Raw genomic sequence first — 13,735 nt, forward strand, 5'->3', positions numbered from 1 at the left:
TAGCGGTTAATCAATAGAAGAGGGAGGCTGATGCCTCCCTCTTGCGTTGTCACTGTCTATCGTGACCTCTTCGGCGAGCCAGAGCCATTTATTGCGGCTGGATGGCTGTCACTGTGAGCTTGCCGCTCTGGCTTTCGGCATGAAAGTGGATGGCATCCCCCACCTTCAGCCCTTTGAGCTGGGCTGGATCTGCCACTCGAAAGACCATGGTCATGGCGGGCATCTTGAGATTCTCGATCGCCTCGTGCTTGATGCCGACCTTGCCGCTCCCCTCATCGAGGCGGGTAATGACCCCCTTGGTCATCACCATTGCGCCCTGTTCGTTCATCTCACCCGTCTGGCTCATCTCGCGCCCTTCATGGTGCATCATCTCTTCGGCTTGCAGGTTGGTCTGGGTGGCAAGGCCAAGCAGCAATGTCAGGGTCAGCGTCTTGTAGTTCATGATGGTTTCCTTATCGTTCAGTCAATATGGATCGTGAAATCCGGTTATTCGGATTGCGGGTTCGAGCTCTTGCCAAGGCTGCGACTGCGCCACAGGTAATAGGCCGCTGGCAGCACCAAGAGGGTCAGCACCAGCGCGCTCACCATGCCGCCGATCATGGGGGCGGCGATGCGCTGCATCACTTCGGATCCGGTACCGTGGCTCCACATGATAGGCAAGAGGCCGGCGATAATGGTCACCACCGTCATCATCTTGGGACGCAGGCGCAGGGCGGCGCCGTGGATCACCGCCCGATGCAGACCCGCCTTGTCCGGCTTGCCGCTGGCAACGAGATCGTCCCAGGCGTGGTTGAGGTAGACCAGCATCAAGACGCCGGTCTCTACCGCCACCCCCGCCAGAGCGATAAAGCCCACCCCGACCGCCACCGAGAGGTTGAAGTCGAGCAGCCAGAGGGTCCAGATCCCGCCCACCACCGCCAGCGGCAAGGTGGTGAGAATGAGCAGTACCTCCTGAACGCGGCGAAACGCCAGATAGAGCAGCAGCACTATGATGGCGACCGTCAGCGGCACCACGTAGGCGAGGCGCGCCTTGGCCCGTTCCATGTACTCGTATTGGCCAGACCAGGTGAGGGCGTAGCCCGCCGGCAGCACCAGCTGCTTGCCCACCTCGGCTTTGGCCTCATCGACGAAGGAGCCGATATCGCGGCCGCGAATATCGACGTAGACCCAGCCGTTGAGGCGCGCATTCTCGCTGCGCAGCATGGGGGCTTCATCGCTGATGTAGACCCGGGCTACATCCGCCAGCGCGATGCGCGCCCCGCTCGAGGTCACCACCGGCAGCAGCTCGAGGCTCGCCACCGAATCCCGATAGCTCTGGGGATAGCGCAGGTTGATGGGGTAGCGCTCACGCCCCTCGATGGTCTGGCCCACCTCCATGCCGCCCACCGCGGTGGCGAGCACCGCCTGCACGTCGGCGATGTTGAGGCCATAGCGGGCTGCTTTGAGCCGGTCGATATCCACCTTCACATAGCGGCCACCCGCCACCCGCTCGGCGTAGACCGATGAGGCGCCCTCGACCTTGCCAACGATCTGTTCGAGCTGTTGGCCGAGCTGCTGGATCACCTTGAGATCCGGCCCCGCTATCTTGATGCCGACCGGGGTCTTGATACCGGTAGCCAGCATGTCGATGCGGGTCTTGATGGGGGGCACCCAGGCGTTGGTGAGACCTGGGAAACGGATGAGGGAGTCGAGCTCCTCTTTCAGCTTCTCCGGGGTCATACCGGGGCGCCACTGATCGCGTGGCTTGAGCTGGATGCTGGTCTCCATCATCACCAGATCGGCGGGGTCGGTGGCCGATTCGGCGCGCCCCGCCTTGCCGAATACGTTCTGCACCTCGGGCACGGTGCGAATGAGCTTGTCGGTCTGCTGCAAAATCTCCCGCGCCTTACCCACCGAGATATTGGCTGCTGTGGTGGGCATATACATGATGTCCCCCTCATCGAGCGGCGGAATGAACTCGGAGCCCAGGTACTTGAGCGGCCAGAAGCCCGCCACCGTCACCACGGCGGCGACAGCCAGAGTGGTTTTCGGGCGGGCCAAGACGGCCTTGAGCAGCGGCACATAGCCCTGGCTTAGCCAGCGGTTGAGGGGGTTGGCCTGCTCCGCCAGCACCTTGCCACGGATAAAGTAACCCATGATCACCGGCACCAGCGTGATGGCGAGCGCGGCAGCGGCGGCCATGGCGTAGGTCTTGGTGAAGGCGAGGGGGTGGAACATCCGCCCCTCCTGCGCCTCCAGCGCGAACACCGGCAGGAAGCTGATGGTGATGATGAGCAGGGAGAAGAAGATGGCGGGCCCCACCTCGATGCTCGCCTCGGTGATGATGCGCCAGCGGTTCTTGTCGGTGAGCGCCTCCCGCTCCATATGTTTGTGGACGTTCTCGATCATCACGATGGCGCCATCCACCATGGCGCCGATGGCGATGGCGATGCCCCCCAGCGACATGATGTTGGCGTTGATCCCCTGCAGGTGCATGACGATAAAGGCCACCAGAATGGCGATGGGCAAAGTGATGACCACCACCAGCGACGAGCGCAGGTGGAACAGGAAGGCCAGACACACCAGCACCACCACGGCAAACTCCTCCAGCAGCTTGCCGGAGAGGTTGTCGATAGCGCGCTGGATAAGGTCGGAGCGATCGTAGACGGTGACGATCTCCACCCCCTCTGGCAGGCTACTCTTGAGCTCCGCCAGCCGTGCCTTGACTCCGTCTATGGTGTGCTGGGCATTCTCGCCGTAGCGCATCACTATGATGCCGCCCACTACTTCCCCTTCGCCGTTGAGCTCGGCGATGCCGCGCCGCATCTGGGGACCGGTGACCACATCTGCCACATCCCCCAGCAGCAGCGGGGCGCCGCGTACAGTGGTGCCGAGTGGGATCTGCTTCAGATCCTCGACGCTCTTGAGATAGCCGTTGGAGCGCACCATGTACTCCGCTTCCGCCATCTCGATGACGGAGGCGCCTGTCTCCTGATTGCCCTGCTTGATGGCGGTCTCGATAAGGGAGAGCGGGATGCCGTAGGCGCGCAGCTTGTCCGGATCGACCCGCACCTGATACTGGCGCACCATGCCGCCGACGGTGGCGACTTCGGAGACTCCATTCACCGTCTGCAACTCGTACTTGAGGAACCAGTTCTGCAGCGAGGTGAGCTGGCTGAGGTCATGCTTGCCGGTTTTGTCCACCAGCGCGTACTGATAGACCCAGCCCACCCCGGTGGCATCGGGGCCGAGCTGGGGGCGGGCGGAGGCGGGCAGATTGGGCGCAACTTGGCTCAAATACTCCAGCACCCGGGCGCGGGCCCAGTAAAGATCGGTGCTGTCGTCAAACAGCACATAGACGAAGGAGTCGCCGAAGAAAGAGTAGCCGCGCACCGTGGTCGCCCCCGGTACCGCCAGCATGGCGGTGGTGAGCGGGTAGGTGACCTGATCCTCCACCACCTGGGGCGCTTGGCCCGGGTAGGAGGTCTTGATGATCACCTGCACATCGGAGAGGTCCGGCAGGGCATCCACCGGGGTTTGCTTGACCGACCAGAGCCCCCAGGCGGTGAGCATGAGGGTCAATAACAGCACCAGAAAGCGGTTGCCCACCGACCAGCGAATAATCGAGGGGATCATGGCTTGGCTCCCATATTGTGCTGGCTATGGTCCATTCCTTCCATCTCATCTTTTGCCTGCTCCAGAGCGTGGCCGCTGGTCGGGGCCTTCTCCAGATGGATGGTGGTGATGCGGTACTCATCCCCCTCCTGCATTACCTGCAGGTGCAGGGTCTGCCCCTCGACCAGCTTGCTGATGTCGACTCCTTCGGCGACGGTGAACTCCATCTCCATGGCGGGCCACTGCCACTCGGGGATGGGCTGGTGGGAGACCATCAGGGTGCGGTTGGCCAGATCGATGCTTTCAACCTCGCCCTGGGTCCACACCTGAGCGGGGCGCACCGCCGTCATGCGCTGGAAGTCCGAATCGATGGCCGACTCGGAGTCGAGCAGGAACTGGGCCGAGCTGACGATGTTATCCCCAGCCTCTACCCCTGCCTTGATGGCAACCTTGTCGCCAAACTGGGGGCCGAGGGTGACGGCGACTGACTTGAAGTTGCCATCCCCCAACGCCAGCACCAGCCGATCCTGACTACCGGTGCGGATCACCGCTTCGCTCGGCACCACCAATCGCGGCTCTCCCTGCCCGGTGCGAATGCTCACCTTGGCAAACATATTGGGTTTCAAAAACTCGTCCGGGTTGTCAAAGCGCAGCCGCACCTTGAGGGTGCGAGTAGCGGCATCCAGTGTCGGGTAGAGGTAATCCACCTTACCTTGCCAACTGCGACCGGGGGCATAGTCGAGGGTCATGGTGACCGGGTCCCCCACCTTCAGCTGGGCGGCTTGACGCTCGAACACCTCGGCACTGACCCACACCTGCTTGAGGGTGCTGATGTTAAAGAGCGCCGCAGCGGGCTCCACATACTGGCCTTCGCGCACCTTCAGCTCGGAGACATAACCGCTGCTGGGGGCGTAAATGCTGATGGTTTCGTGCACCTGACGGGTGCGCTTGAGGGCCGCTATCTGATCCGCCGGCACCTGCAGGGACTTGAGCTTGCCCTCGGCGGCGCGCAGCAGCAGCGGGTTGGCGGTGTTGAGGGCCAGCAGGTACTCGTGCTGGGCGTTGACCAGATCAGGGGCGTAGATCTCGTAGAGCAGGGAGCCTTTGGCCACCTTCTGTCCCTCGCTCTTGATGGCGAGGGTGCGGATCCAGCCCGCCATGCGGGCGTTGACCGCCTCCAGCCGATCTTCGTCATAACCGACGTAGCCCACCGTCTCGATCTGCTGGTGGATAGGCAGCTTCTCCACCTTGGCCAGCCGTACCCCCAGGTTCTGCTGGATCTCGGGGCTGATGGTGACTGTACCTGGCGAGCCGTTTTTCTGCTCCTCATAGACGGGGATAAAGTCCATCCCCATGTTGTCTTTGGCAGGGGCATCGCGCTTGTCGCGGGGATCCATGGGGTTGACCCAGTAAAGGGGGGTCTTCTCTTTGGCGCTTGCGCCATCGGAGGTCTGTTTGGCGGCCCAATAGCCGCCACCAGCGCCAAGGGCGAGCAGCAGGGCCGACATCAGGACGGTCTTGTTCATGACTGGCCTCCAGCGCGGATCTGCATGCAGAAAGTGCAGGAGGGTAATGCGCCCGCGAAGGCAGCAACCTTGGACGGTGAAAAGTGGGCTGGTGACATAATTCGTCTTCTCTTGTGCAGGCCGCCGGTCGGGTGAGGTGCAAGGCATCACCAAAGGGGCTGGCGGCAAACGGGGCGCAGCTGTATCAGCGCGCACGGCTCCCTGTGAGCGGGCCGGTTTGGCCAGGGCACAGGGTCAGGCAAGGCGGCAGGAGACGGGCAAGCCAAGGCTTGCCGCTGCCGCAAGAGAAGATCTTTCTAGTGGCGCAGCACCGACAGCATCAGGTGTCGGCGCGGCCAGGAGGGAGGGTGAGTACCGCGGGATCGCAGGAAGGGATCCCGCAACCAGTTATCAAGCAGTGACGCTACGACGTTGTTGCCAAGTAGCAAGGGAAAGAGCAGCAGAGCGACCAGTACCCCAAGCAGAGTCATCGCGCCGAAGGAGAGAGCATTGACGCCGGTCTGCATCTGGCACTCATCGCCCATGGCTGACCCCTCGTCTCCCTGATGGCAGGAGAGGGGCATGACATCGCCCGGGTGATCCATAGCAGGCATTGCATGAGAGATATCGCCATCCGCCATCGCCATGGATGAATCGAACATCACCATCGACTGGGCGCTGCTTGGGGTCGGCTCGGAGGAGAGGGGAGAACCATGCCAGCTGATGCAGAGAGTCAGATTGCAGACGAGCAGCAGCGCCAGCAATAGCCGGGCCAGAGCAACAGAGGGCAATCTTGCAGCAAGCTGGGTGAGTGACAATCCGGGCATCCTTCGGGAGCAGATGGCGGGACTGTAAACCTTGCCACGAGGTGAAGGTCAATGGCGCCGGTGATGTAATAGAGGTGCTGTGTTGGGGCGGATATTTAAGCAATGCTTAACCATTGCGTATACCCAACCCTAATGAAGCATGCCCCTCATCCCGTTACGATGCCCCTGTCAGTTACCACGATGGCGTGATGGTTCACTCTTTTGCTCCGGCATAAATGACTGCGGCAGGAGTGCTTGCCGACCTTATCCATCCCGTGACGCCATGAGCGAGCAGTATAAAGCCGCAGGTCTCCCGGATGCTGACAATCAAAGAGTCAAACCGTGTTTTTGAGCAGCACACCTTGCCGGGTGCTCACCATGTTCACTATTCAGGAGTATTGAAATGCAGCCACGACTGCTGTCGCTGATGCTTGCCGCTTTGCTGAGTCCATCAGCCATGGCTGGCGGCCTTGCCCTCTACGAGACCAGCACTGCCAACAGTGCGCTGGCCAACGCAGGGTCTGCCGCCCGTGCCCAAGGGGCAGATACTATCGCAAGCAACCCGGCCGGTATGACCAAACTGGAAGGTACCCAGTTGCAGGTCAATGGCGGTGTGGTATACGGCGACCTTGAGCTGGATCTGGACAACGGCGGTAACAACGGTGGAAATGCCCTGCAGACCGCGCCGCTCGGCAGCCTCTATCTGACTCATGCCATCGACGATCAATGGGTCGCAGGTCTCGGCGTCTTTGGCAGTCACGGTCTGGGTATCGATTATGGCGATGGCTGGGATGGTCGTGGTTATACCCAGTCGGCCAAGCTGACCGGCATCGCCTTTGCTCCGAGTCTGGCGTACCGCATTGACTCAAATTGGTCGGTGGGAGCCAGCCTGATCGCCATGAATGGTTCGCTGGAAGCCTCTGTGGATCTGACGTCCGGGATGGGGGAAGGGCGGGAATTCTCCAACAGCGACTGGGCGTATGGCGCCTCCTTCGGGGTACTTTACGAGCTGGATCAGCACTCCCGTATCGGCCTGAGCTACTTCTCCGAACTGAAGTGGGAGCTGGAAGATCAGCTCTTCCCACGTGCTGATGTGGCAGGTCTAGGGGTCGAGATCATGATTCCGCAGACCATCACACTAAGTGGCTATCACCAGCTCAACGACCAGTGGGCCTTGCTGGCCAGTGCTAACTGGCAGCAGTGGTCCCGTTTTGGCGATATCGGTGTGGCATCTGCCATGGGCAGCCAAACCATTGATATGAATTACAAGGATACATGGCATGCCAGCCTGGGGGCACAGGTTGATGTCACCCCTGCACTGCGTTTGAGCAGCGGAATAGGCTATGACAGTAGTGCCGTGAGTGATGAGTACCGTACTGTGATGCTTCCAGTGGGTTCTGGTTGGCGCTGGGGTCTGGGGGCCAGTTATCAGTTGAGCCCAGCCACCAAGGTGGAAGCCAGCTATACCCTGGCCTGGCTGGGTGATATGCCAGTGGATCAGGACGGGATCGGTCGCCCGCACTTGTCCGGCAGCTACAACAACAGCTACCTGAACTTCTTCAACATCGGTGTGCAACACCAGTTCTGAGTTGTGAGCCTTGCAAGCCTTCACTGGTTGGGGGCTTCTCCATCCTAGCCGTCGCGCCGATCCGGCGCGTTATTAGCTGGGTGGCTCGTGAGGTCCACTTGTTTGCTCATCCGTTACTCAAGGAACAACATCAAATGTCATCACAATCAACCTCTGCGTTAGCGCGGTGGCTTTGGCGCCTGACGTTTATATTGGTCACGGTCGCTCTGGTTGTCTTCTTCTCGAAAGGTGCCCACATCAATCCAATTGAGGCGACCAAGTTCAACCATGCTTTGCCAGCCATCATGGTACTGCTTGATTCCGAGATCTTTATGGGGGTGATTACTGTGATCACTCTCTATGTGGTCCTCTATCTGGTCTATCTGCTGTGGCAACTGCATGAGATCGCTGTGCATCGTGCCAAGGTGTCTGAGTCGGTGCATATCACCCTGGTGTTTGCGCTCTCCTTGTGCGGACTGTTTATCGACAAGACCTGGTGGGTGCTTGCCGTCATCATCGCCTTTGCTCGTTGGGATGTGCTGAGCGAACGGATGAGCCTTATTATCGGCCATGGTATTCGACGTGGTCGTCATGAGGGGGAGGCATCATGAAAGAGATCCTGCTGCCCTATATCCTGATCGTGTGGTTGCTGGTCAAGCTGAACATATTGCCTTGGAACCTAAAAACTGGTTTTTGGAGTACCGCAATTGGCGCGTTATTGGCGCTTGGTTTGTTGACTACTTCTCGCCATTTGGCTCCGGTGGATTTTACCGATTCAGCGACAGTCAAGGCACCTCATGCGGTGTTGGGACCATTACTAGGCATCAACCAGTTTCATCAGATAGATCAGATTTATGTTGCGCATAATCAGCGTGTTGCGCGTGGTCAGCCCATTTATAGTCTTGCGGACTGGGAGAGTAACGGTAAGTCTCAGGCGTTGAGCTATCAGATTGACGCCCAGCATGCCCAGGTGGCGTCAGAGGTAAGCCAGCAGCGAGCGATCCAGTCACGACTGAACCTCAATCACAAGGAATTGGCTCGGCTGACCCAGTTGGGTAACTTTGCCAGTATTCAGAGCCGTGACCAGCTGCAGACCCAAATTGATGGCGATCTGGCGCAACTGAGTGCCAGTGAAGCGAAGGTTCAGGCGATTGAAGCTCAGGTGTTGAATCTAGAGACAGAGCTGGCCTTGCAGGAGCGACGGAATGAAGAGAAGGTGATCAGGGCTCCGTTTGATGGCCAGGTCTCGATAGTAAATATTGCCAGCGGTTCCCGTACCGGCAACATGCACCTATACGACACTTCTCGCAAGTTTCTGGAGTTTCGCATTCCGGATCAGAGTTTTCGCAACATAGCACCAGGCCAGTTTGCCGAGTTTTATGTAGATGCCTATCCCGGGCGCATCTTTCGGGCACGGGTGCACTCAGTACTTACTGGTACGGGGGAGGCCCAGATGAGTGTTACGCAGGGGGATCAGGATGTACGGCAGCATGTGGGCAACAACATGTCGAGCCATGGCCGGACAGTGGTACTCGACATGCTGGTGCCGGACGGTGTGGACCTGCCAATTGGGGCAACCGGCTCAGCCTGGATTTCGGCACATAAACCCCATCCGCTGCTTGGCTTTATCGACATCATCGGTGCGGCCACCGTACGCCTCAAGGCGATGAAGGCCTATCTGTTTGCGATGTAACGGACCGACATAAAAAAGCCCCTCCGTGAGGGAGGGGCTTGGTGAGCTTTACCGGAATAGTCAGGCCCTTTTTTCCGACCCTCTCATGATGAGGCGGAAGAAGAGCGGGATAAAGAAGATGGCGATAAAGGTGGCCGCCAGCATGCCGCCGATGACCGGCCAGCCGAGGGCGTGACGACTTGCCGCACCGGCGCCGCTGGAGGTCACCAACGGCACACAGCCGAGGATGAAGGCGAGCGAGGTCATCACGATGGGACGGAAACGCAGGCGCGCCGCCTCCAGTGCCGACTCGATGAGGCTCATCCCCTCTTCGTGCTTCATCACCGCGAACTCCACGATCAGGATGGCGTTCTTGGCGGCAAGGCCGACCAGGGTCACCAGCCCGATCTGGAAGTAGACGTTGTTGGTCAGCCCCACCAGCCAGGTGGCGAGCAGGGCACCGAACAGGGCGAACGGTACGGCGGTGATCACCGCAAACGGCAGGCTCCAGCGTTCATACTGGGCGGCCAGAATGAGGAAGATCATCACGATACCGAAACCAAAGGCCATGCCTGCGCTGCCTGCGGCCGCTTTCTCCTGATAGGCGGAGCCGGTCCACTCCAGCTTGGCGTCGTTGCCAAGAGCTTCATTAGCAACCTCTTCCAGCGCGGCGATGGCCTGACCCGAGCTGTAGCCGGGGGCGGGCTGGGCCATGATCTTGGCGGCCTGGAAGATGTTGAAGCGTTCGACCAGTTCGGGGCCGGTGGCATCACGCACCGTCACCAGACTGCTGAGCGGGATCATCTCCCCCTTGTCGGAGCGGACATAGACGTTGCGGATGTCGCTCTTCTTGGCGCGATAGTCTGCCTCGGACTGCAACTGCACCCGGTAGGTACGGCCGAACTGGTTGAAGTCGTTGACATAAACCTGACCGAAGGTGGCCTGCATGGTGTCGAACACCGCGTTGATCGGCAGCCCCAGTGCCTTGGCCTTTTCGCGATCCAGGTCGAGATAGACCTGTGGCACGTTGGCGCGGTAGGTGCTGGTGACGCTGGCAAACTCCGGGCGCGCCTTGGCTGCTTCAAGGAAGCGCTGTACTTCGCCGGAGAAGGCCTGGGCGTTGCCGGTGCCACGGTTCTGCAGATAGGCCTCAAGGCCACCTGTGGTGGACATCCCCTGAATGGGAGGCGGGTTGAAGGAGGCGACAAAGCCATCCGCCAGCCCCATCAGGCTCAAGCCCTGGAAGGTCTTGGCCAGCGAGAAGGAGTCCTGTCCGGTCCCCTGACGCTCGCTCCAGTCCTTCAGGGTAATGAAGGTCATGCCGCTGTTGCTGATGATGGCATTGGAAAGGATGTCAAAGCCCGAGAAGGTGATCACATCCTTCACATGGGGGTTGGCCATGGCGATCTTGTCGAACTGATCCGCCACCGCCTGGGTCCGGCTCATCGCGGCGGCATCCGGCAGCATGACGGCGGAGATGAGGTAGCCCTGATCTTCGTTCGGTACCAGTTCGCCCGGCACTTTCAGGAAGAGGCCGTAGATGGAGAGGATCAGCACGGCGATGATGGCAAAGGCGACCCCCACCCGACGGTTCAGGAAGGCCACACCCCGCACATAGCCGCGGGTCAGCTGGTCAAATTTTTCGTTGAACCAGACGAAGAAGCGGGCGGGTTTGTGGTGTCCCTCTTTGAGCAACACGGCACAGAGGGCCGGGGAGAGAGTCAGTGCCACCAGACCGGAGATGGCGACCGAGACCGCGACCGTGATGGCAAACTGCTTGTACATCACCCCGGTCATGCCGCCCATAAAGGCGACCGGCAGGAACACGGCGCAGAGCACCAGCACGATGGCGACCACCGGACCGGAGACCTCCTGCATGGCGAGGATGGCAGCCTCTTTGGCGGAGCACTTCTTCTCGCTCATGATCCGCTCGACGTTTTCGAGCACCACGATGGCGTCATCCACCACGATACCGATGGCAAGCACCATGCCAAACAGGGTCAGCAGGTTGATGGAGAAACCGAGCACCAGCATGCCGGCGAAGGTCCCGATGAGCGACACCGGCACCGCGATACAGGGGATCAGGGTGGCGCGGAAGTTCTGCAGGAACAGATAGACCACCACGAACACCAGCACGATCGCCTCGAACAGGGTGTGTACCACCTCTTCGATGGAGATCTTCACGAACTCGGTGGTGTCATAGGGGATCTGGTACTCGATATCCTGCGGGAAGCGCTCCTTGAGTCGCTCCATGGTGGCGTGTACCGCATCGGCGACCGCGACGGCGTTGGCGCCCGGTTGCAGATAGGTGGCGATACCGATGGCCGGTTTGCCGTTGGCGCGGGCCACCAGATCATAATCCTTGCCCCCCAGCTCGACCCGGGCGACATCGCGGACCCGGATCTTGGAGCCATCGGGCATGGAGCGGACGATGATGTTCTGGAACTCCTTCACATCCTCAAGGCGCCCCTTGGTCTGCACCGTGTAGGTGAAGTCGATGGGGGCCGTGGTGGGCTGGGCACCGATCTTGCCTGCCGCGAACTGGGTGTTCTGCTCGCGAATGGCGCCAATCACGTCGCTCGGGGTGAGCTCGAGCTGGGCCAGTCGATCCGGCCGCAGCCAGATGCGCATCGCATAGTCGGTACCGCCAAACAAGGTGGTATCACCGATGCCGGGAATCCGCTTGAGCTCGTCGATGATGTTGAGCAGGGCGTAGTTCGACAGATAGGTGGTATCAAACGAGCCGTTCGGTGACTGGAGGGTGACCACCTGCAGGATGGAGGTCGATTTCTTCTTGACCGTCACCCCCTGCTTTTTCACCTCTTCCGGCAGCTGGGCCATGGCAGCCGAGACCCGGTTGTTGACGTTGATGGTGGCCTGATCCGGGTCGGTGCCGATCTCGAAGTAGACGTTGAGGTTCATCTGGCCGTTGGAGGCCGACCCCGACTGCATGTAGATCATCCGCTCGACGCCGTTGATCTGCTGCTCCAGCGGCGCTGCCACGGTCTGGGAGATCACCTCCGGGGTTGCGCCCGGATAAAACGCCGTGACCGAGACCACCGGCGGGGTGATCTGGGGATATTGCTCGATGGGGAGCGCCCGCATCGCCGCCAACCCGCCCAGCACGATAATGATCGAAATCACGCTGGCGAAGATGGGGCGTTCTATGAAGAACTTGGAAAACATACGGGCTCCTTACTTGGCCGCAGACTGGCTGACCACCTTGCCGGTGATCGCCTTCATCTCGTCGGCAGAGACAGGTTTTACCACGGCGCCGGGGCGAGCCTTCATCAAGCCTTCGACGATATAGCGCTCACCAGCCTGCAGGCCGCTTTCGATCAGCACGCCGGAGTCGACTGCCGCGCCCAGGGTCACCGGACGGGGCACCACCTTGTTGTCGGCATCGACCACCATCACCATGCGGTCAGCCTGGGACTGGACGATGGCGCGCGGCGGCACCACGATGGCGTTTTTGCGCAGGCCCAGATCGATGGTCATGCGGACAAACTGGCCGGGCAGTAGTACGCCGTCCTTGTTGTCGAAGATGGCACGGGCACGGATGGTGCCGGTCTGGGGATCGACCCGGTTGTCGGAGAAGTTGAGCTTGCCCGCCTCCGGGTAGAGGGAGCCATCGGCCAGACGGATATGGGTGCGCCAGGTGGTGGCATCCTTCGCCTCAATCACCCCTTTCTTTACCGAGTTTTCGAAGTTGAGGCGATCCTGCTCCGAGTAGGAGAAGTTGACGTAGAGCGGATCAAACTGGGTGATGGTAGTGAGCAGGCCGTTGTCGCCGTTGGTGGAGATAAGGCTCCCCTCGGACTGGGAGCTCTTGCTCGCCATGCCGTTGATGGGGGCGGTCACCTGGGTGTAGCTGAGGTTGAGCTCCGCCTCTTTCACCTTGGCCTGAGCGGCCTGATGGCTGGCGATGGCCGCTTCGTAGTTGGCGATGGTGTCGTCATAGTCCTTGCGACTGACCACCTGACGCTTGAAGAGGGGAATGATGCGATCCCGATCGGCACGGGCCTTGTTGAGACGGGCCTGCTCCTGAGCCAAAGTCCCTTTGGCCTGCTCCAGCGCCACCTTGTAGGGCTCAGGGTCAATCAAAAACAGCTCCTGACCGGCGGTAACTGGCTGGCCTTCCACATAAGTGCGCTTGAGCAGGATGCCACTGACCCGGGAGCGCACATCAATCTCGCGAAAACCGGCGGTCTCTCCCACCATCTCGGTGGTGAGCGGCACATCGGTCAGCTTGACCTCGGCGACCACCACAGGGACGGTGGGCATGGTCTGGGCCGTCTGGGTCGTCTCGCCGCCACAGGCGCTCAGACCGCTGATCAGCGCCAGGGTCAGCAAGCTGCGTTTGTAAACCTCTCTTCCGGCATTGGGCACCTTCATCATCACACTCCTGTTGGATCGATTTCGGCTGCTGCGTTCAGCATGTTTCTCCATACACATCATTAACTTCATGATTAAAAAAACAACTTATTTATGATTGGAATGGGAGATGATAGGGCGGCAACCTTGAACACAACCTTCTCAAAGTGGCAATTAGGGTTGCCGATTGACGAAAAAAGTCTGACTTTTCCGATTT

Annotated in this window: 9 protein-coding genes; 3 read left to right on the forward strand and 6 right to left on the reverse strand. The window is 60.2% G+C overall.

Going from position 1 to position 13,735, the window contains the following annotated elements; genetic code table 11:
- Window positions 1-88: 88 nt before the first annotated feature.
- The 4 genes from ACTG20_RS09220 to ACTG20_RS09235 form a co-directional block, all read right to left on the reverse strand.
- On the reverse strand, window positions 89-442 hold the full coding sequence (locus ACTG20_RS09220; RefSeq protein ID WP_194495786.1) for a copper-binding protein: 354 nt from the start codon (window positions 440-442) through the stop codon (window positions 89-91).
- Between the two features lie 44 nt (window positions 443-486).
- Window positions 487-3,615 carry an efflux RND transporter permease subunit gene (locus ACTG20_RS09225; RefSeq protein WP_194495785.1) on the reverse strand — a complete coding sequence of 1,043 codons (3,129 nt, stop codon included), beginning with the start codon at window positions 3,613-3,615 and terminating at the stop codon, window positions 487-489.
- Window positions 3,612-5,120: an efflux RND transporter periplasmic adaptor subunit gene (locus ACTG20_RS09230; protein WP_194495784.1), complete on the reverse strand. Its 1,509-nt coding sequence runs from the start codon at window positions 5,118-5,120 to the stop codon at window positions 3,612-3,614. Before ACTG20_RS09230 ends, ACTG20_RS09225 begins: the two co-directional genes overlap by 4 nt.
- A 296-nt stretch (window positions 5,121-5,416) precedes the next feature.
- The gene (locus ACTG20_RS09235; protein WP_194495783.1) at window positions 5,417-5,917 is read right to left on the reverse strand and encodes a hypothetical protein; all 501 of its coding nucleotides are present in this window, start codon (window positions 5,915-5,917) and stop codon (window positions 5,417-5,419) included.
- A 391-nt stretch (window positions 5,918-6,308) separates the two neighbouring features.
- Here ACTG20_RS09235 and ACTG20_RS09240 point away from each other — a divergent pair, with 391 nt between their 5' ends.
- The 3 genes from ACTG20_RS09240 (at window position 6,309) to ACTG20_RS09250 (ending at window position 9,165) form a co-directional block, all read left to right on the forward strand.
- Window positions 6,309-7,493, forward strand: a complete 1,185-nt coding sequence (locus ACTG20_RS09240) for an OmpP1/FadL family transporter (protein ID WP_194495782.1) — start codon at window positions 6,309-6,311, stop codon at window positions 7,491-7,493.
- Between the two features lie 134 nt (window positions 7,494-7,627).
- A complete protein-coding gene (locus tag ACTG20_RS09245; protein ID WP_194495781.1) occupies window positions 7,628-8,083 on the forward strand; it encodes a hypothetical protein in 456 nt (151 codons plus the stop codon).
- Window positions 8,080-9,165: an HlyD family secretion protein gene (locus ACTG20_RS09250; RefSeq protein WP_194495780.1), complete on the forward strand. Its 1,086-nt coding sequence runs from the start codon at window positions 8,080-8,082 to the stop codon at window positions 9,163-9,165. The genes ACTG20_RS09245 and ACTG20_RS09250 overlap by 4 nt, the downstream gene beginning before the upstream one ends.
- Before the next feature lie 60 nt (window positions 9,166-9,225).
- Here ACTG20_RS09250 and ACTG20_RS09255 read toward each other — a convergent pair whose 3' ends face one another.
- Both ACTG20_RS09255 and ACTG20_RS09260 read right to left on the reverse strand, forming a co-directional pair.
- Window positions 9,226-12,330: an efflux RND transporter permease subunit gene (locus tag ACTG20_RS09255; RefSeq protein ID WP_110302419.1), complete on the reverse strand. Its 3,105-nt coding sequence runs from the start codon at window positions 12,328-12,330 to the stop codon at window positions 9,226-9,228.
- Window positions 12,331-12,339: 9 nt separating this feature from the next.
- Window positions 12,340-13,539: an efflux RND transporter periplasmic adaptor subunit gene (locus ACTG20_RS09260; RefSeq protein ID WP_194495837.1), complete on the reverse strand. Its 1,200-nt coding sequence runs from the start codon at window positions 13,537-13,539 to the stop codon at window positions 12,340-12,342.
- Window positions 13,540-13,735 lie beyond the last annotated feature (196 nt).

The sequence above is a fragment of the Aeromonas sp. 84A genome (assembly GCF_051919345.1).
Classification (GTDB): domain Bacteria; phylum Pseudomonadota; class Gammaproteobacteria; order Enterobacterales; family Aeromonadaceae; genus Aeromonas; species Aeromonas veronii.